Origin of the sequence: Stutzerimonas kunmingensis (genome assembly GCF_900114065.1) — a bacterium.
In the GTDB taxonomy this organism is placed as follows: Bacteria; Pseudomonadota; Gammaproteobacteria; order Pseudomonadales; family Pseudomonadaceae; genus Stutzerimonas; species Stutzerimonas kunmingensis.
Genome location: NZ_FORS01000002.1, coordinates 151,378 through 170,857 on the forward strand (window position 1 = coordinate 151,378; position 19,480 = coordinate 170,857).

The 19,480-nt window shown below is 57.9% G+C and carries 18 protein-coding genes; 15 read left to right on the forward strand and 3 right to left on the reverse strand.

Features of this window, described 5'->3' with window-relative positions; genetic code table 11:
- Positions 1-235 precede the first annotated feature (235 nt).
- From BM275_RS05205 to BM275_RS05225, 5 genes are all read left to right on the forward strand, one after another.
- Positions 236-1,441 (forward strand): flagellin, encoded by a 1,206-nt coding sequence (locus BM275_RS05205; protein ID WP_090519726.1) that lies wholly within the window; start codon positions 236-238, stop codon positions 1,439-1,441.
- A gap of 70 nt (positions 1,442-1,511) precedes the next feature.
- Positions 1,512-1,874, forward strand: a complete 363-nt coding sequence (locus tag BM275_RS05210; RefSeq protein ID WP_208607444.1) for a flagellar protein FlaG — start codon at positions 1,512-1,514, stop codon at positions 1,872-1,874.
- A gap of 56 nt (positions 1,875-1,930) precedes the next feature.
- A complete protein-coding gene (gene fliD / locus BM275_RS05215) occupies positions 1,931-3,418 on the forward strand; it encodes a flagellar filament capping protein FliD (protein ID WP_090519729.1) in 1,488 nt (495 codons plus the stop codon).
- A 417-nt stretch (positions 3,419-3,835) separates the two neighbouring features.
- Positions 3,836-4,222: a flagellar export chaperone FliS gene (gene fliS / locus BM275_RS05220; protein ID WP_090519732.1), complete on the forward strand. Its 387-nt coding sequence runs from the start codon at positions 3,836-3,838 to the stop codon at positions 4,220-4,222.
- A gap of 71 nt (positions 4,223-4,293) precedes the next feature.
- Entirely contained in the window at positions 4,294-4,587 is a 294-nt protein-coding gene (locus tag BM275_RS05225; protein WP_090519735.1) for a flagellar protein FliT, read from the forward strand.
- Between the two features lie 208 nt (positions 4,588-4,795).
- On the opposite strand, the gene ppnP is transcribed toward BM275_RS05225, so the two are convergent.
- Together ppnP and BM275_RS05235 are read right to left on the reverse strand one after the other, a co-directional pair.
- Positions 4,796-5,077 carry a pyrimidine/purine nucleoside phosphorylase gene (gene ppnP / locus BM275_RS05230; RefSeq protein WP_090519737.1) on the reverse strand — a complete coding sequence of 94 codons (282 nt, stop codon included), beginning with the start codon at positions 5,075-5,077 and terminating at the stop codon, positions 4,796-4,798.
- A gap of 118 nt (positions 5,078-5,195) precedes the next feature.
- Positions 5,196-5,537, reverse strand: coding sequence for a DMT family protein (locus tag BM275_RS05235; protein WP_090519739.1), 342 nt, complete (start codon positions 5,535-5,537; stop codon positions 5,196-5,198).
- 144 nt (positions 5,538-5,681) lie between these two features.
- Between BM275_RS05235 and BM275_RS22395 the strand changes: the two genes are divergently transcribed.
- The gene (locus BM275_RS22395; protein ID WP_090519741.1) at positions 5,682-5,933 is read left to right on the forward strand and encodes a YkgJ family cysteine cluster protein; all 252 of its coding nucleotides are present in this window, start codon (positions 5,682-5,684) and stop codon (positions 5,931-5,933) included.
- A 460-nt stretch (positions 5,934-6,393) separates the two neighbouring features.
- Here the strand turns inward: BM275_RS22395 and gltA are convergent, their stop codons facing one another.
- The gene (gene gltA / locus BM275_RS05245) at positions 6,394-7,665 is read right to left on the reverse strand and encodes a citrate synthase (RefSeq protein WP_090519742.1); all 1,272 of its coding nucleotides are present in this window, start codon (positions 7,663-7,665) and stop codon (positions 6,394-6,396) included.
- A gap of 360 nt (positions 7,666-8,025) precedes the next feature.
- On the opposite strand from gltA, the gene sdhC reads away from it, so the two are divergent.
- From sdhC to sucD, 9 genes are all read left to right on the forward strand, one after another.
- Positions 8,026-8,400, forward strand: a complete 375-nt coding sequence (gene sdhC, locus BM275_RS05250) for a succinate dehydrogenase, cytochrome b556 subunit (RefSeq protein WP_014820480.1) — start codon at positions 8,026-8,028, stop codon at positions 8,398-8,400.
- A complete protein-coding gene (gene sdhD, locus BM275_RS05255; protein WP_014820479.1) occupies positions 8,394-8,762 on the forward strand; it encodes a succinate dehydrogenase, hydrophobic membrane anchor protein in 369 nt (122 codons plus the stop codon). Before sdhC ends, sdhD begins: the two co-directional genes overlap by 7 nt.
- Positions 8,763-8,765: 3 nt before the next feature.
- Complete coding sequence (gene sdhA, locus BM275_RS05260) at positions 8,766-10,538, forward strand: succinate dehydrogenase flavoprotein subunit (protein WP_014820478.1); 1,773 nt, start codon at positions 8,766-8,768, stop codon at positions 10,536-10,538.
- 10 nt (positions 10,539-10,548) lie between these two features.
- On the forward strand, positions 10,549-11,253 hold the full coding sequence (locus BM275_RS05265) for a succinate dehydrogenase iron-sulfur subunit (protein ID WP_003302396.1): 705 nt from the start codon (positions 10,549-10,551) through the stop codon (positions 11,251-11,253).
- A gap of 292 nt (positions 11,254-11,545) precedes the next feature.
- The gene (locus BM275_RS05270; protein ID WP_014820477.1) at positions 11,546-14,377 is read left to right on the forward strand and encodes a 2-oxoglutarate dehydrogenase E1 component; all 2,832 of its coding nucleotides are present in this window, start codon (positions 11,546-11,548) and stop codon (positions 14,375-14,377) included.
- 69 nt (positions 14,378-14,446) lie between these two features.
- Positions 14,447-15,667, forward strand: coding sequence for a 2-oxoglutarate dehydrogenase complex dihydrolipoyllysine-residue succinyltransferase (odhB, locus tag BM275_RS05275; RefSeq protein ID WP_023447232.1), 1,221 nt, complete (start codon positions 14,447-14,449; stop codon positions 15,665-15,667).
- 95 nt (positions 15,668-15,762) lie between these two features.
- On the forward strand, positions 15,763-17,199 hold the full coding sequence (gene lpdA, locus BM275_RS05280; protein WP_090519744.1) for a dihydrolipoyl dehydrogenase: 1,437 nt from the start codon (positions 15,763-15,765) through the stop codon (positions 17,197-17,199).
- Positions 17,200-17,391: 192 nt separating this feature from the next.
- A complete protein-coding gene (sucC, locus tag BM275_RS05285; protein ID WP_011913022.1) occupies positions 17,392-18,558 on the forward strand; it encodes an ADP-forming succinate--CoA ligase subunit beta in 1,167 nt (388 codons plus the stop codon).
- Positions 18,558-19,442, forward strand: coding sequence for a succinate--CoA ligase subunit alpha (gene sucD, locus BM275_RS05290; RefSeq protein WP_014820473.1), 885 nt, complete (start codon positions 18,558-18,560; stop codon positions 19,440-19,442). The genes sucC and sucD overlap by 1 nt, the downstream gene beginning before the upstream one ends.
- The last annotated feature ends 38 nt before the right edge of the window (positions 19,443-19,480 follow it).

Genomic DNA, 19,480 nt, shown 5'->3' on the forward strand with positions numbered 1-19,480 from the left:
AGATTTCCACCCAACGTCCGAAAACCTTGCAGGCGGGCTCGCTTGTTTGCGGATTCGCCGGTGTCGTACAGGTTGTTCTCGGGGCTTGCAAAATTATTTTCAACCGCCTCCTAAAGCTCACCGAAACGACGCCGATAAGCTAATCGAATGCGAACTCAATGGGTGCCTGGGCAAAAGCCGGCCCGGAGTCGCAAGCTCAGGCAACCAACGTAACTAGCGCCCTTGGAGGCACATCATGGCTCTTACAGTTAATACAAACATTGCGTCGCTCAACACTCAGCGTAATCTGCAGTCATCATCCAATGCGCTTGCGACCTCCATGGAGCGTCTATCTACTGGTAGCCGCATCAACAGTGCTAAGGATGACGCTGCTGGTCTGCAAATATCAAACCGCCTCACTAGCCAGATTAATGGCTTAGGTGTGGCTGTACGTAACGCGAATGACGGAATCTCGTTGGCTCAAACTGCCGAAGGTGCGCTGCAACAGTCCACCAATATTCTGCAGCGGATGCGTGATTTGGCTTTGCAATCTGCTAACGGCAGCAACGATGGGAACGATCGTGAATCGTTGCAAAAGGAAGTCTCGCAGCTGAAAGATGAACTGAAACGTATTAGTGATACTACGAGTTTCGGCGGCCAGAAGTTGCTAGACGGCTCTTTCGGCTCTCGCAATTTCCAGGTTGGCTCTAATGCGAACGAGACGATATCGGTATTTATCGGCGCTATGGACCCAAGCTCCCTTGAAGGAACTATCGCTGAGAAGACCCGCGCAACAGCCACTTTGAGCGGCGTAGACTTAGCCGCTGCTGCTATTGCCGGATCTGCAGCTGGTGAGTTGAAAATTAAAGTTGGTGAAAACGACGCGGTGGGAATTTCTGTTTCAGCCGGAGATACGGCTCAAACATTGGCCGATCGAATTAATAATAAAGGCATTGTTGGGCTCACGGCATCTGTGGATACCACTGGCAGTGTGGAAAAGCTGAAACTAGATACGGCTGTCGTAGGCGAAACAGTTGTAGCAGGCGATGCGACTATAGATATATCTGGAACAGCCGCTACCGTGACGGCCGTATTTGGCGCGACAGCATCCAATGCTGGGACAAGCGCTACTGTTGCAGCAGAGACGAAAAGCGTCGAGGCGGTTGACGTTTCGACAGATTTAAAAGCTCAGGATGCTATCCAGATTATCGATGGCGCTATTAAGGCGATCGACTCTCAGCGTGCCGACCTCGGTGCTGTGCAGAACCGCTTCGATAATACCATCGCCAACCTGCAGAGCATCTCCGAAAACGTCTCCGCTGCTCGGGGCCGTATCGAAGACACCGACTTCGCAGCCGAAACCGCCAATCTGAGCAAGAACCAGATTTTGCAACAGGCTGGCACCGCGATCCTCGCCCAGGCCAAGCAGCTGCCGCAGGCTGTTCTGAGTCTGCTGCAGTAATCGAGCAGAAGGCGTTAATGATGAGGGTAGGGCTGCGCTCTACCCTCATTGATTCATGAGAGGTGAATCAATGGACGTCGGAAAAGTAACTGGCGGAACCGCACCGCAAACACAGATGACTGCTGGATCGCCACCCAGCCTCCGCAAAGAGGCTGGGTTTTCTGCGTCCGATACGATTCAGCCAGTAACGGCTTCCGTAAAAGGCGAAGAGCAGGAAAGCACCGCTGATCTGGTCGAGAAGCTTCGGTCGCAGATGCAAGATATCCAGCGCGATCTGAGCTTCAGCGTCGACGATTCTACGGGCGACGTGGTTGTTCGGGTGATTGATAACGAGTCAGGTAAAGTTGTTCGGCAGATACCGTCGGAGGAAATCCTTCGCCTTACCGAGCGATTGGATGAAATGCGTAGTTTGTTATTTGAAGCCAAAGCGTGACGGTACGATTTTTGTATTGAGCTCTGCGGCTAACAGTTTCTTGACGAGGTAAGGCTATGGCTGGCGTAACAGGTATTGGTTCAGGCATCGACATCGACAGCATCGTAAAGAGCATGGTCGCTGCCGAGCGCGCGCCCAAGGAAACACAGCTGGCCAACCTCGAAAAGAAAACCACCACCCAGATTACTGCCATCGGTGCGTTGAAAAGCGCAATCAGCGATTTTCAGACGGCGCTGGGCGGATTGAACAAGCCGGAGCTGTTCCAGGCGCGTTCGGCTACGTCGAGCAAGTCCGACCTGGTTGGTATTACCGCTAGTACCAAGGCGGGCGCGGGCAGTTATCAGGTCGAGGTGAAAAGCTTAGCGACGAGCAGCAAGGTTGCATTGCGGTCGTTCGAGAACTCGGTGGATCAGCCGGCGACTTTCGGCAGCGGGACGCTGACGGTAAAGGTAGGCCAGCAGGACAAGTCCCTGAGCATCGACGTCGACGAAAGCAACAACACCTTGGCCGGTATTCGCGATGCGATCAACAAGGCCGGCGTAGAGCTTGGCGTGTCTGCCACTATTGTTACGGATGACACCGGTGCTCGACTTGTGCTGAGCAGTACAGCAACGGGCAAGGGTGAGGATATTACCGTTCAGGCCACGTCGTCAGATCCTGCTGCGGGCCGTTTCGATTTGACTGATCTCGAAACCAGCGCGCTAGTCCAGAAACCCGAAGCGGACGGCTTGACCGCGGCGCAGTATCAAGATGCGCTGGCTGCCTATGCGGCAAACCCCGGGCCAAAGGCGCTGCAAATGGCTCAAAGTGCCCAGATAACTGTCGATGGCATGGTGGTGACCAGCAAGACCAACAAGATCGAAGGCGCCATCGAGGGCGTTACGCTCGATCTCAAGGCTAAAACGCCAGACAACGAACCGCTGACTATCAGTGTTGCAGAAGACAAGGCAGGCGTTAAAAAGCAGATCCAGTCTTTTGTCGACAGCTACAACAAGCTGATCGGCGTGATCAACGCGCAGACCAAGGTTACAAGCGTGGGTGACGGCAAGGCTCCTGTTACCGGCGCGTTGGTAGGGGATGCTACGGCGCGAACGTTGTTGGGGACGATTCGCAGCGAATTGACCAATGTGCAGGGTGACGGCGCGCTCCGGGCGCTGGCTGACCTGGGCATTACCACGCAGAAAGACGGCACGCTGAAGATCGACGATGCCAAGTTGAGCAAGGTAATGGACAGCAACTTTACCGAGCTGCCTGCATTGTTTACTGGCGAGAAAGGCCTGGCGACACGGCTGGATGAAAAGCTGAAGCCCTATAGCGAAACCGGCGGTATTCTCGAGCAACGCAATAAACAGATGACGGAGACCATCTCCGGTATCGACAAGCAGAAAGAAGATCTCACCCGGCGCATCACCTCGCTGCAGGACCGGCTCTACAAGCAGTTCAACGCGATGGATCTGCTGGTTGGGCAGCTGGCCAACACGTCAAGCAGCCTTATTGCTTCGCTGGAAAACCTGCCGTGGGCGGCGAGTAATTCCAAAAGATAAATTGCTTTGGCCGGCCAATGTGGTGGGCTGAAGCCCACCCTACGTTTTGACGTCCCCTGTAGGGTGGGCTTCAACCTGTAGGGTGGGCTTCAGCCCACCAGCGGAGCGCCACACAACCTATCTGAACGGCTGACGCTGGTCCGACAGCGAACTTCTACAAGCGTGACGCCTACCGTTCTGGTCTCGGTGCGCATACCTCGGAAACGCAGCCAACGGCGCACGGAATTGCCAATCCTTACTCCGATGATCAGCGAAGAATGGTCCGGTCCTCCAAACTGGTGAAACTCTCCATTAATTTCAATCCGCCGCCGAGGCGGTTTTTTTTATTACTGTGGTTTATCCAACTGCTATCAAGCTTGAGCGAACTCGACCGATAAGCTGTACATGCAAACTTGATGTGGCAAGGGGCTTATCCAAATGAATGCAATGACAGCAATGAAGCAGTATCAGCAGGTTGGCGTTATGGTTCAGGTCAACGAAGCTGATCCGCACCGCTTGATCCAGATGCTGATGCAGGGTGGTCTAGATCGCATCGCGCAGGCTAAAGGTGCCATGGAGCGTGAGGCCTTTGCCGAAAAGGGCGTGCTTGTTGGCAAGGCCATTAATATTGTCGGTGGCTTGCGCGATGGGCTCGATAAGAGTGTTGGCGGTGAGTTGGCAGAGAACCTCGACCGACTCTACGAATACATGACGATGCGCCTGTTCGAGGCGAGCCGGCATAACGATATCGACAAGCTGAACGAAGTTGGCAAACTGTTGGGCGAGATCAAGCTGGCCTGGGATCAGATCGCACCGAAGGTATAGATTGTCTGACCCGACGGGCATAGACAGTTCGACGTCTCTCGCACGATTCGACTAATTTTTTGAGGGCATTCATGCAGTCACGCAAACAGGCGTTCGCTACGCTGGCCGACAGGCTGCGCGATGCACTGGCGGCAGGTGACTGGGAAGCCATAGCGGTGCTGGATGAAGAGTGCCGCGCCCTCGTAGCCACCTTGCGCGATGAAGATGCGTTTGATGCTGGCTTACGCGAGCAACTCGCGGAGCTGTCGCGTTTGTACGACGACCTTCAGCAAGTCGGCCGCGGGGAGCGAGAGCGCTTGGCGGGCGAATTGACTCGGTTGAATCAGTCGAAGCACGTTAACCGAGCCTATAAACCGTTAGGGTGAGGCGGGGTTATAACGACATCCGCGATTGGAAATTATGCACGCCTCGGTCGGAAGCGTTTTCCAGCTAAGCCTTTGGAGCCATGGCTGAACAGGTTGTTGGGTAGGTTGGTGGGCTGAAGCCCACCCTACGGGTGTCGTCGTGACGTAGGGTGGATGACGCTTCATCCATCCACCGTAACGATGGTCCTTCGCTTCGTATCAGAATCGCTTATCGATACTCGCACAGGTAGGCAGTCGCCTCCGCCACCTTCAGCTGAAACTTGCTATTCGCCGGCACGGTGAACTGGGTGCCAGCGCCGAACGTTTCGTAACTTTCGTTTCCTGGCAATTTCACGTCCAGGCTGCCGGCGACCACGTGCATGACTTCCAACTGGTTGGTGCCGAACTCATAGTCGCCTGGCGCCATGACGCCGATCGTCGCCGGTCCGGCTGCCATGTCGAAGGCGATGGATTTGACGGTGCCGTCGAAGTACTCGTTGACCTTGAACATTCGAAACCTCTAAGGGTGCGGTAAAGGGCGGCCAGTATGCCGAAGCGGCTTGATGGCGTCATCAGGTCGCTGGCATATCGAATGAGGCTGCTAATTCCGGGCTCTAAGGCGGCCAGGCTCATGAGCGGAAGATGAAATACACCGCACCCAGCAGGCACAGCCCGGCCCACAGGTAGTCGAGTTTCAACGGCTGCTGCATGTACAGCACGCTAAACGGCACGAAGATCATCAGAGTGATCACCTCCTGCATGATCTTCAGTTGGCCGATCGATAGCTCGGTGTAGCCGATGCGGTTGGCGGGCACCATGATCAGGTACTCGAAAAGCGCGATGCCCCAGCTGATCAGTGCCGCGATTACCCAAGGCTTGCCATTAAGCGTTTTGAGATGGCCGTACCAGGCGAAGGTCATGAACAGGTTCGAAAAGCAGAGCAGGGCAGCGGTCTGTAGCCAGATGGGCATGGGGCGATACTCCGGGGCGATGGCGGATCCTATTGATTCGTCGCCTGCCTCGCAAGTGCCCGAAAGGCGCCCGTTGGCGCTAATGCCTTTTGCGCGAACACTCATTATTATCGCCGCCCCGTTTTTCATTTCGGACAATTGCAAATGAGTTGCCGTCCCGGTTGCGGTGCCTGTTGTATTGCCCCTTCGATCAGCTCGCCGATTCCAGGCATGCCTTATGGCAAGCCGGCGGGTGAGCGTTGCTTGCATCTTTCGGAACGCAATCTATGCGGATTGTTTGGCCAGCCCTCGCGGCCTGCTGTCTGTACCGCGTTCCAGGCGGATCACTCGGTCTGTGGTGATAGCCGTCAGGATGCTATTCGATTGCTCGGGTGGTTGGAGCAAGCGACCGCGTGATGTCGGGATTGGCGTGTAGGCACGGCCGGACGGCGGTAGCAGTCATAGATGCACATGGTTTTTTTTGGCGGCAAACCTGAGTCGATGCGATGCAGCCTGATGGCGCTCTCTGGGTCGTGGCGTGGCGTATTGGACGGTAGGTAGTTCCGCTGCGCTGTACCGACCGCATTTTCGACAACTTTCACCCACTCAGTAATCGTTGTTGGGTTTGGCTGATCTTACGCAAACTGTGGTTGGCGAATGGAATGTTGTTCACCTGGGACAAGCTTCGTCCCGAGGTCGGCCAGCAACATGGAGCCGGTAGCGCAGCAAAACGGTTTATTGCCAAGTGGCGGTCTTGGACGCTCGACGCTGCCACGGCGCTATCCTGGTCGAGGTTTCGGAGGGTTTATTCAGGTCGTGGCGTTAGACATAAAAAAAAGGCTGCCTCTTGGGCAGCCTTCTTCGTTTCAGCTAAAGCTCAGCGTGGCAGGTCGCGCTGCGGATGGCCGGTGTACAGCTGACGCGGACGGCCAATTTTCTGGCCTGAGGCTATCATTTCCTTCCAGTGCGAAATCCAGCCAACCGTCCGCGCCAGGGCGAAGATCACGGTGAACATGCTGGTCGGAATACCGATCGCCTTGAGGATGATGCCGGAGTAGAAGTCGACGTTCGGGTACAGGTTGCGCTCAGCGAAGTAGGGATCATTCAGTGCGATCTCTTCCAGCTTCATTGCCAGCTCCAGCTGTGGGTCATTGATACCCAGCTCGCCGAGCACTTCGTCGCAAGTCTGCTTCATCACCTTGGCGCGCGGATCGAAGTTTTTGTAGACGCGGTGACCGAAGCCCATGAGCTTGAACGGATCGTTCTTGTCCTTGGCCTTGGCCAGGAATTTCTCGACATTCGAGACGTCGCCGATCTCGTCCAGCATGGTCAGCACGGCTTCGTTCGCGCCGCCGTGTGCCGGCCCCCACAGTGCAGCGATGCCGGCTGCGATACAAGCGAACGGGTTGGCGCCGGTGGAGCCTGCCAGGCGGACGGTAGAGGTGGAGGCGTTCTGCTCATGGTCGGCGTGCAGGATGAAGATGCGATCCATTGCCTTGGCCAGCACCGGGCTGATCGGTTTGATCTCGGCCGGTGTGTTGAACATCATGTGCAGGAAGTTTTCCGAGTAGTTCAGGTCGTTGCGCGGATACATCAACGGCTGGCCCATCGAATACTTGTAGACCATGGCCGCGATGGTCGGCATCTTCGCGACCAGGCGGTGTGCGGAAATTTCACGATGCTGGGGGTTATTGATGTCCAGCGAGTCATGGTAGAAGGCCGAGAGTGCGCCGACGATGCCGCACATCACAGCCATCGGGTGAGCGTCGCGACGGAAACCGTGAAGGAACGACTTCAGCTGCTCGTGAACGATGGTGTGGTTCTTGATGGTGTCGACGAACTTGGCTTTCTGCTCGGTGGTCGGCAATTCGCCGTTCAGCAGCAGGTAGCAGGTTTCGAGGTAGTCGGATTTTTCCGCCAGTTGCTCGATTGGGTAGCCACGATGCAGCAGGATGCCCTTGTCGCCATCGATGTAGGTGATCTTGGACTCGCAAGAGGCGGTCGACATGAAGCCGGGATCGAAGGTGAAGTGACCCGTGGAGGTCAGGCTTCGTACGTCTATTACATCAGGCCCTACGGTACCGGTTAAAACGGGCAGTTCGACGGGGGCAGCGCCCTCGATGATCAACTGCGCTTTCTTGTCAGCCATGTATGGCCTCCTGTTTTGTGCTTGGAATCATCATGGCCCCCCACGCAGGGCCCGCATCACTATAGAGTGATAAATCGCAAAGTCAATTTGCGTGAACCCATGCCGTAGAGGGCTCTGCAGGGGGATGCGTACAGCTTGGGTGCACTGTTTACGGTATTTATATAGGGGCTGCTATCAGCCTTTAGTGGCACTTCACCACATTGTCATTAGTGACCTAACTGTTTATACTCGGACACCGACCGGCAGGGGCCTTACAGGCAGTATTCTGTAGGTTGTCACTCGTGGGTAGCGGGTACTGCTGCGTACTCTTCCCAACAACTTTGCCCTGCGCTCTGGGGCTCTCAAGTGTGAAAAAAAGCCGTGAAAAGCCAACGACCTGTAAACTTAGATCTTAGGACAATAAAACTCCCCATCACTGCTTACACGTCGATTCTCCACCGTGTATCCGGTGTCATCCTGTTCGTCGGTGTCGCCTTGCTGCTGCTTGCGCTCGATACCTCGTTGTCTTCGCCAGAGGGCTTTGAGGATGTTCGTGCGTATCTGAGCAGTCCCCTGGCCAAGCTGGTGAGCTGGGCGTTGCTGTCCGCACTGCTGTATCACCTGGTGGCGGGTGTGCGTCACCTGATCATGGACACTGGGCATGGCGAGACGCTGGAAGGCGGCAAGCTGGGCTCGAAAATCGTAATCGCCGTGTCGGCGGTGCTGATCGTTCTGGCGGGAGTGTGGATATGGTAACCAATGTCACCAACTTTTCGCGCTCGGGTCTGTACGACTGGATGGCACAGCGCGTTTCTGCAGTGGTTCTTGCGGCTTATTTTCTGTTCCTGCTTGGGTACCTGATTGCGAACCCGGACTTGGAGTATGCACAGTGGCATGAGCTGTTTTCGGCCAACTGGATGCGGATCTTCAGCCTGTTGGCGCTGGTTGCCCTGAGTGTGCACGCGTGGGTTGGTATGTGGACGATTTCCACTGACTACCTGACCAACATGGCGATCGGCAAGTGGGCTACCGGCGTTCGTTTCCTGTTCCAGGCGGTGTGTGGCATTGCCATGTTCACCTTCTTCGTCTGGGGCGTGCAGATTCTTTGGGGTATCTGATTCATGGCTAACATTCGTACGCTTTCTTTTGACGCCATCATCGTTGGTGGCGGTGGCGCCGGTATGCGCGCGGCGCTGCAGTTGTCCCAGTCCGGTCACAAAACCGCTGTGGTCACCAAGGTTTTTCCGACTCGTTCGCACACCGTTTCCGCTCAGGGTGGCATCACCTGCGCCATCGCTTCGGCCGATCCGAATGATGACTGGCGCTGGCATATGTACGATACCGTCAAGGGTTCCGACTACATCGGTGACCAGGACGCTATCGAATACATGTGTTCCGTCGGCCCGGAAGCTGTGTTCGAGCTCGAGCACATGGGCCTGCCGTTTTCCCGTACCGAGCAGGGTCGTATCTATCAGCGTCCGTTCGGTGGTCAGTCCAAGGATTTCGGCAAGGGCGGGCAGGCTGCTCGTACCTGCGCTGCCGCCGACCGTACTGGTCATGCACTGCTGCACACCCTCTATCAGGGCAACCTGAAGAACGACACCGTATTCCTCAATGAGTGGTATGCGGTCGATCTGGTTAAGAACCAGGATGGTGCGGTCGTTGGTGTTATCGCCATCTGCATCGAAACCGGTGAAACCGTTTACATTCGTTCGAAGGCCACTGTTCTTGCGACTGGTGGTGCTGGTCGCATCTATGCTTCGACCACCAATGCTCTGATCAACACCGGCGACGGCGTGGGCATGGCGCTGCGCGCGGGCGTGCCGGTTCAAGATATCGAGATGTGGCAGTTCCACCCGACTGGTATCGCCGGCGCGGGTGTGCTGGTAACCGAAGGTTGCCGTGGTGAAGGTGGCTACCTGATCAACAAGCACGGCGAGCGTTTCATGGAGCGCTATGCTCCTAATGCGAAAGACCTGGCTGGTCGTGACGTCGTTGCGCGCTCCATGGTCAAGGAAATCCTGGCTGGCAATGGCTGTGGCCCGGATGGTGACCACGTGATGCTGAAGCTGGATCACCTCGGTGAAGAAGTGCTGCACAGCCGCCTGCCGGGCATCTGTGAACTGTCGAAGACCTTTGCGCATGTCGATCCGGTGACCGCTCCGGTACCGGTCGTGCCGACGTGTCACTACATGATGGGTGGTATCGCCACTAATATTCATGGTCAGGCCATCACTCAAGACGCCAATGGTAATGACACCATCATCGATGGCCTGTTCGCAGTAGGCGAAGTGGCTTGTGTATCGGTGCATGGCGCCAACCGCCTGGGCGGCAACTCGCTGCTGGATCTGGTTGTGTTCGGTCGCGCCGCAGGTCTGCACCTGGAGAAAGCGCTGAAGGAAGGTATCGAGCATCGCGGTGCCAGCGAAACCGATCTGGATGTCGCCCTGAGCCGTCTTGCCGGTCTCAACGAGCGCACCACTGGTGAAGACGTCGCCCCGCTGCGCAAAGAACTGCAGAACTGCATGCAGAACTACTTCGGTGTATTCCGTACCGGCGAGTACATGCAGAAGGGTATCGCTCAGCTGGTGGACCTGCGTCAGCGTATCGCCAATGTCAAGATCTCGGACAAGAGCCAGGCGTTCAACACCGCGCGCATCGAAGCGCTCGAGCTGCAGAACCTGCTGGAAGTTGCCGAGGCTACTGCTATTGCCGCGGAGAACCGCAAGGAATCCCGTGGCGCGCATGCTCGCGAAGATTTCGAAGAGCGTGATGACGAGAATTGGCTGTGCCACACCCTGTACTTCCCGGGTGACAAGCGCGTTGCCAAGCGTGCCGTGAACTTCGCTCCGAAGACCGTTCCGGCATTCGAGCCCAAGGTTCGGACTTATTGAGGTCGACGATATGTTGCAAGTGAGTGTTTATCGCTACAACCCCGATCAGGACGAAAAGCCGTTCATGCAGGATTTTCAGGTCAATACCGATGGTAAAGATCTGATGGTTCTGGACGTCTTGGCTCTGATCAAGGAACAGGATCAGGGTTTCTCCTATCGTCGCTCCTGCCGCGAAGGCGTGTGTGGCTCCGATGGGATGAATATCAACGGTAAGAACGGTCTGGCTTGCATCACGCCGCTGTCCGCCGTGGTCAAGAACAACAAGCTGGTCGTACGTCCGCTGCCCGGTCTGCCAGTTATTCGTGACTTGGCCGTCGATATGAGCATCTTCTACAAGCAGTACGAGAAAGTGCGTCCGTATCTGATGAACGATACGCCGCCACCGGCTATCGAACGTCTGCAAAGTCCGGAAGATCGCGAGAAGCTGGACGGTCTGTACGAGTGCATCCTGTGCGCTTGCTGCTCGACCAGCTGCCCGTCCTTCTGGTGGAACCCGGACAAGTTTCTCGGTCCGGCCGCGTCGCTGCAGGCTTATCGTTTCCTGGCCGACAGCCGCGACACCGAAACCGAGAACCGTCTGGCAGGTTTGGACGATCCGTTCAGCGTGTTCCGCTGCCGCGGTATCATGAACTGCGTTGACGTTTGTCCGAAGGGATTGAACCCTACCAAGGCAATCGGTCACATACGCAACATGCTGCTGCAGAGCGGCACCTGATGACACCCCGGTCGCGAAAGGTTATGCGCTAGCCTGGAATGGCCGGATTGCGTTACCCGTTACACCTGCGGCGCCGAAGTTGAAGCTCGGCGCCGTAGTTTTAGTAGGAATCCCAGCTCACAAAGCCGGGATTCCACTCTGAAAATTTGATGACCAGCAGGAGCACCCGGCTTGTGCCCGGGAACTATCTGCGCGGTCCGTAGTGGCTTTACCTGAGTCGCTGCTTCAGAACTTGGGAAGTCATGCTGCGGTTTCCACGCTGGTGGTGTCTCCTTATCGAAGGTGACCAGACATGCAAGAAAGCGTAATGCAGCGCATGTGGGACAGTGCCCACCTATCCGGTGGTAACGCTGCCTATGTGGAAGAGCTTTATGAGCTCTACCTGCACGATCCCAACGCTGTGCCCGAAGAGTGGCGCACTTACTTCCAGAAGTTGCCCTCCGGTGGCAGCGCTTCAGCCGATGTATCGCACTCGACTATTCGCGACCACTTCGTCCTGCTGGGCAAGAACCAGCGTCGTGCTCAGCCTGTGTCCGCAGGTAGCGTCAGCAGTGAGCACGAAAAGAAGCAGATCGAAGTCCTGCGCCTGATCCAGGCCTATCGGGTGCGTGGCCATCAGGCAGCACAGCTCGATCCGCTTGGCCTGCAACAGCGCACCGTTCCTGCCGATCTGGCGATCAATAACTACGGTCTGACCGACGCCGACCTCGACACCGTGTTCCGCACCGCCGACCTGGCCATGGTCAACGGACAAGGCACTCTGCGCGAAATCCTGCAGGCGCTGCAAGAAACCTATTGCCGCACCATCGGCGCCGAGTACATGCACATCGTCGATTCCGAGCAGCGCAGCTGGTTCGTTCAGCGCCTGGAAAGCGTGCGTGGCCGCCCGGACTTCTCGCCGGAGATCAAGAGCCACCTGCTCGAGCGCCTCACCGCTGCCGAAGGTCTGGAAAAGTATCTGGGTACCAAATATCCGGGCACCAAGCGCTTCGGTCTGGAAGGTGGCGAGAGTCTGATCCCGCTGCTCGACGAGATCATTCAGCGCTCCGGCTCCTACGGCACCAAGGAAATCGTCATCGGCATGGCCCACCGTGGCCGTCTGAACGTACTGGTCAACACCTTCGGCAAGAATCCGCGCGACCTGTTCGACGAGTTCGAAGGCAAGAAGGTCGAAGGCCTGAGTTCAGGTGACGTGAAATATCACCAGGGCTTCTCCTCCAACGTGATGACCCCGGGTGGCGAAATTCACCTGGCCATGGCGTTCAACCCGTCCCACCTCGAAATCGTTTCCCCGGTGGTCGAGGGTTCGGTGCGGGCTCGTCAGGATCGCCGTTGTGATCCGGTCGGCGACAAGGTGCTTCCGGTAACCATCCACGGCGATGCTGCTGTCGCCGGTCAAGGCGTGGTGATGGAAACCTTCCAGATGTCGCAGACCCGTGCTTATCGCACGGGTGGCACCATTCGCATCGTGGTCAACAACCAGGTCGGCTTCACCACCAACAAGCAGGAAGATGCTCGTTCCACCGAGTACGCAACCGATGTGGCGAAGATGATCCAGGCGCCGATCTTCCATGTGAACGCAGACGATCCCGAGGCGGTGCTGTTCGTCACCCAGCTCGCTGTCGACTACCGGATGCAGTTCAAGCGCGACATCGTCATCGACCTGATCTGCTACCGCCGTCGTGGTCACAACGAAGCGGACGAGCCGAGCGGCACTCAGCCGCTGATGTATCAGAAGATCGCCAAGCAGCGCACCACTCGTGAGCTGTACGCCGATTCGCTGATCCAGTCCAAGGTGTTGGACGACGAGCGTGTTCAGGCCAAGATCGACGAGTACCGTACGGCGCTCGACAATGGGCTGCACGTAGTCAAGAGCCTGGTCAAAGAGCCGAATAAAGAACTCTTCGTTGACTGGCGTCCGTATCTGGGTCATGCCTGGACTGCCCGTCATGACACCAGCTTCGATCTGAAGACCTTGCAGGATCTGTCCAACAAGCTGCTGCAGACGCCGGAAGGCTTCGTGGTGCAGCGTCAGGTCTCGAAGATTCTTGAAGATCGCCAGAAGATGGGTGCGGGCGCGCTCACCATCAACTGGGGCTACGCGGAAGTCATGGCGTACGCCACGCTGCTGTTCGAAGGCCACCCGGTACGAATCTCCGGTCAGGACGTCGGCCGCGGCACCTTCTCGCACCGCCATGCTGCGCTGCATAACCAGAAGGACGGCAGTACCTACATTCCGCTGCAGCACCTCTATGAAGGTCAGCCGCGTTTCGATCTGTACGACTCGTTCCTCTCCGAGGAAGCGGTTCTGGCCTTCGAATACGGTTACGCCACCACCATGCCCAATGCGCTTGTCGTGTGGGAAGCGCAGTTCGGCGACTTCGCCAATGGCGCCCAGGTAGTGATCGACCAGTTCATCACCAGCGGTGAGCACAAGTGGGGTCGCCTGTGTGGCCTGACCATGCTGTTGCCACACGGCTATGAGGGGCAGGGCCCGGAACACTCGTCCGCTCGTCTGGAGCGTTACCTGCAGCTGTGCGCCGAGCACAATATCCAGGTTTGCGTGCCGACGACTCCGGCGCAGGTCTACCACATGCTGCGTCGCCAGGCGATTCGCCCGCTGCGCAAGCCGCTGGTTGCGCTGACACCCAAGTCGCTGCTGCGTCATAAGCTTGCGACCTCGACACTGGAAGAGCTCACCCAGGGTTCCTTCCAGACCGTTATCCCGGAAGTCGACGCGATCGATCCGGCGAAGGTCGAGCGTGTAATCATGTGTAGCGGCAAGGTCTACTATGACCTGCTGGACAAGCGTCGTGCCGAAGGCCGCGAAGATATTGCCATCGTGCGTATCGAGCAGCTGTATCCGTTCCCGGAAGAGGATCTGGCCGAGGCGCTTGCGCCTTACCAGAATCTCAAGCACATCGTCTGGTGCCAGGAAGAGCCGATGAACCAGGGTGCCTGGTACTGCAGCCAGCATCACATGCGCCGTGTGGCCACCGCACACAAGAAGGAACTGTTCCTTCAGTACGCGGGTCGTGATGCTTCAGCGGCGCCGGCGGTCGGTTACGCCTCCATGCATGCCGAACAGCAGGAAAAACTGCTGCAGGACGCCTTCACCGTTTAACCATTTCGTGCAAGGGGCCGCGATATCGCGGCCTCGATGTAGAAACCGAATCAATAGGACCCCTGAATAATGGCTATCGAGATCAAAGCCCCTACATTCCCAGAATCGGTTGCCGACGGCACCGTTGCCACCTGGCACAAGCAGCCGGGCGACGCGGTCAAGCGTGATGAGCTGATCGTCGACATCGAAACCGACAAGGTGGTGATGGAAGTGCTCGCCGAAGCTGACGGCGTGCTGACCGAGATCGTCAAGAACGAAGGCGATACCGTGCTGAGCGGCGAGCTGCTCGGCAAGCTGGAGGCTGGTGCTACTGCCGCCGCCGCACCTGCGCCGGCTGCTGCCCCGGCTCAAACTGCTGCTCCGGCTGCTGCCGCAACCGCAGGTGAAGAGCCAATCCTGGCTCCTGCTGCGCGCAAGATGGCCGAAGAGAACGGCATCGATCCGAACAGCATCGCCGGTACCGGTAAAGATGGTCGTGTGACCAAGGAAGATGTCGTTGCCGCCGTCGAAGCCAAGAAATCCGCTCCGGCTGCTGCTGCCAAGCCGGCTGCTCCAGCTGCCTCCGCTCCGATCTTCGCCGAAGGCGATCGTGTCGAGAAGCGCGTGCCGATGACCCGCCTGCGTGCGAAGGTCGCCGAGCGTCTGGTCGAAGCGCAATCCTCCATGGCGATGCTGACTACGTTCAACGAAGTCAACATGAAGCCGATCATGGAGCTGCGTTCCAAGTACAAGGACCTGTTCGAGAAGACTCACAACGGCGTGCGCCTGGGCTTCATGTCCTTCTTCGTCAAGGCCGCGGTCGAAGCACTCAAGCGCCAGCCGGGCGTCAACGCTTCCATCGATGGCAATGACATCGTCTACCACGGTTATCAGGATATCGGCGTCGCCGTTTCCAGCGACCGCGGCCTGGTGGTTCCGGTCCTGCGCAACGCCGAGCACATGAGCCTGGCCGAGATCGAAGGCGGCATCAACAACTTCGGCAAGAAGGCCAAGGCCGGCAAGCTGACCATCGAAGAGATGACTGGCGGCACCTTCACCATCTCCAATGGTGGTGTGTTTGGTTCGCTGCTGTCGACGCCGATCGTCAACCCGCCTCAGACCGCCATCCTCGGTATGCACAAGATCCAGGAACGCCCGATGGCCGTTAACGGTCAAGTGGTCATCCTGCCGATGATGTACCTGGCCCTGTCCTATGACCATCGCTTGATCGACGGCAAGGAAGCGGTGACCTTCCTGGTTACCATGAAGGACCTGCTGGAAGACCCGGCCCGTCTGCTGCTGGATATCTGATAGAAACGTCACGGGCTGCAGCTGGCAGGTCAGGTGAAAGCCGGCCGTGCTACCTACAGCCTTTGGCTTTTAGCTGCTTTTGAAGAGGATTCGTAATGAGCCAGAAATTCGACGTCGTCGTCATCGGTGCCGGCCCTGGCGGCTATGTGGCCGCCATTCGTGCAGCCCAGCTGGGTCTGAAGACCGCATGTATCGAAAAATACCAGGGCAAGGATGGTAAGACCGCTCTGGGCGGCACCTGCCTGAACGTAGGTTGCATTCCTTCCAAGGCGCTGCTGGACAGCTCCTACAAGTTTCATGAAGCCCACGAGAGCTTCAAGGTTCATGGCATCAGCACTGGCGAAGTGGCCATGGACGTTTCGACCATGGTCGCGCGCAAGGACCAGATCGTTAAGAACCTTACCGGTGGGGTTTCGGCTCTGCTGAAGGCCAACGGTGTGACCGTATTCGAAGGCCACGGCAAGCTGCTGGCCGGCAAGCAGGTTGAAGTGACCGGCCTGGACGGCAACGTGCAGACTTTGGCTGCCGAGAACGTCATCCTTGCCTCCGGCTCGACTCCGGTAAACATTCCGCCGGCGCCGGTCGATCAGAACGTCATCGTCGATTCCACCGGCGCACTGGACTTTCAGAGCGTTCCGGGCAAGCTCGGCGTCATCGGTGCTGGCGTGATCGGCCTCGAGCTGGGTTCGGTCTGGGCGCGCCTCGGCGCGGAAGTGACCGTTATCGAAGCCATGGAAAAGTTCCTGCCAGCTGCCGATGAGCAAATCTCCAAGGAAGCGTTCAAGGTTCTTTCCAAGCAGGGTCTGAAGATTCTGCTGGGCGCTCGTCTGACCGGTTCGGAAGTGAAGGGCGATCAAGTGACCGTCAACTTCACCAGCGCCGAAGGCGAGCAGCAGATGACCTTCGACAAGCTGATCGTCGCAGTTGGCCGTCGTCCGGTCACCTCCGAGCTGCTGGCTGCCGATGCTGGTGTCGATATGGATGAGCGCGGTTTCATCTTCGTTGACGACTACTGCGCGACCAGCGTCCCTGGCGTCTACGCCATCGGTGATGTTGTTCGCGGCGCCATGCTGGCCCACAAGGCCTCGGAAGAGGGCGTGATGGTTGCCGAGCGTATCGCTGGTCACAAGACCCAGATGAACTATGACCTGATTCCGTCGGTCATCTACACTCACCCGGAAATCGCATGGGTCGGCAAGTCCGAGCAGGCGCTCAAGGCTGAAGGCGTTGAAGTCAACGTCGGTACCTTCCCGTTCGCTGCCAGCGGACGTGCCATGGCTGCCAACGACACCGCTGGTCTGGTCAAGGTCATCGCCGATGCCAAGACCGACCGCGTGCTGGGCGTTCATGTCATGGGCCCAAGCGCTGCCGAGCTGGTTCAGCAAGGCGCGATCGGCATGGAATTCGGCACCAGTGCCGAAGACCTGGGCATGATGGTGTTCTCGCACCCGACGATGTCCGAAGCGCTGCATGAAGCGGCCTTGGCAGTGAATGGCCACGCCATCCATATCGCCAATCGCAAGAAGCGCTAATCGGCTTCGTGCTGTACCCGGGCCCGACGTATCTGCGGATACGCCGGGCCTTTTGCAAACTGCAGATTCGAAAAGGATTGCAGGTCGCTGAGAGGTATCGTGAATTAGCAGATAGTTTTCAGCGACTTGTGAGGGAGGCACGGCGGTTCGTCGTGCCGTAAATGCGCCAATACCAAACAGACGGTAGAAAGCATGAATCTTCACGAGTACCAAGGTAAACAACTGTTCGCTGAATACGGTCTGCCCGTGTCCAAAGGCTATGCGGTAGATAGCCCGAAGGAAGCAGCGGAAGCCTGCGACAAGATCGGCGGCACACAATGGGTGGTCAAGGCCCAAGTGCATGCCGGTGGACGTGGCAAGGCGGGTGGCGTAAAGCTGGTTCGCAGCAAGGATGAGGCCCGGGCGTTCGCCCAGCAGTGGCTCGACAAGCGTCTGGTGACCTACCAGACCGATGCCAATGGTCAGCCGGTCAGCAAGATTCTGGTCGAGGCGTGCACCGATATCGACAAGGAGCTCTACCTGGGCGCCGTGGTCGATCGCGCCAGTCGCCGGATCGTCTTCATGGCGTCGACCGAAGGTGGCGTGGACATCGAAAAAGTCGCTCACGACACGCCCGAGAAAATCCTCAAGGCCACCATCGATCCACTGGTGGGCGCGCAGCCCTTCCAGGCGCGCGAACTGGCGTTCCAGTTGGGCCTCAAGGGTGACCAGGTCAAGCAGTTCGTACACATCTTCGTCGGCCTCGCCCAGCTGTTCCAAGACTATGACCTGGCCCTGCTGGAAGTGAACCCGCTGGTGATCAAGACCGACGGCAATCTGCACTGCCTGGACGCCAAGATCAACATCGATAGCAACGCCATCTATCGCCAGCCGAAGCTGCGCGACATGGCCGACCCGTCACAGGACGATCCGCGCGAGGCGCATGCTGCCAAGTGGGAGCTGAATTACGTGGCGCTCGACGGCAACATCGGTTGCATGGTCAACGGTGCCGGTCTGGCCATGGGCACCATGGACATCGTCAACCTGCACGGCGGCGCGCCGGCGAACTTCCTCGACGTGGGCGGTGGCGCCACCGAGGAGCGCGTGACCGAAGCGTTCAAGATCATTCTCTCCGACAGCAATGTCGCTGCGGTTCTGGTGAACATCTTCGGTGGCATCGTGCGTTGCGACATGATCGCCGAGGGCATCATCGGTGCCGTGCGTGAAGTGGGGGTCAAGGTGCCGGTGGTGGTGCGGCTGGAAGGCAACAACGCCGACCTGGGCGCCAAGATGCTGAGTGAGAGCGGTCTGAACATCATCGGTGCGAACAGCCTGACCGATGCGGCCATTCAGGTTGTCAAAGCCGCGGAGGGCAAGTAATGAGCGTATTGATCAACAAGGACACCAAGGTCATTTGCCAGGGCTTCACCGGCTCGCAAGGTACCTTCCACTCCGAGCAGGCCATTGCCTACGGCACGAAGATGGTCGGCGGCGTCACGCCGGGCAAGGGCGGCACCATGCACCTCGGTCTGCCGGTATTCAACACCGTTCGGGAGGCCGTCGAGACCACCGGTGCTGACGCCTCGGTGATCTACGTGCCGGCGCCGTTCTGCAAGGACTCGATCCTCGAAGCGGCTTTCGGTGGGATCAAGCTCATCGTCTGCATCACCGAAGGCATTCCGACACTGGATATGCTCGAGGTTAAGATCAAGTGCGACGAGCTGGGTGTGCGCCTGATCGGGCCGAACTGCCCGGGTGTGATCACGCCGGGTGAGTGCAAGATTGGCATTCAGCCTGGGCACATCCATATGCCCGGCAAGGTCGGCATCGTCTCGCGTTCCGGCACGCTGACCTACGAAGCCGTGAAGCAGACCACCGACGCCGGTTTCGGCCAGTCGACCTGTGTTGGCATCGGTGGTGACCCTATTCCGGGCTCGACCTTCATCGATATCCTCAAGCTGTTCCAGGATGATCCGCAGACCGAGGCCATAGTCATGATCGGCGAGATCGGCGGTTCGGCCGAGGAAGAAGCGGCGGCCTTCATCAAGGCCAACGTGACCAAGCCAGTCGTTTCCTACATCGCGGGTGTCACCGCTCCGGCTGGCAAGCGGATGGGGCACGCCGGCGCGATCATTTCTGGCGGCAAGGGAACGGCGGAAGAGAAATTCGCAGCCCTGCAGGACGCCGGTGTGAAGACCGTTCGCTCGCTTGCCGATATCGGCAAGGCGCTGGCGGAAGTGACTGGCTGGGAAATGAAGGCCTGATGTGACGCCCGCCCGGCTGCAGCCGGGCGTTCGAGCTG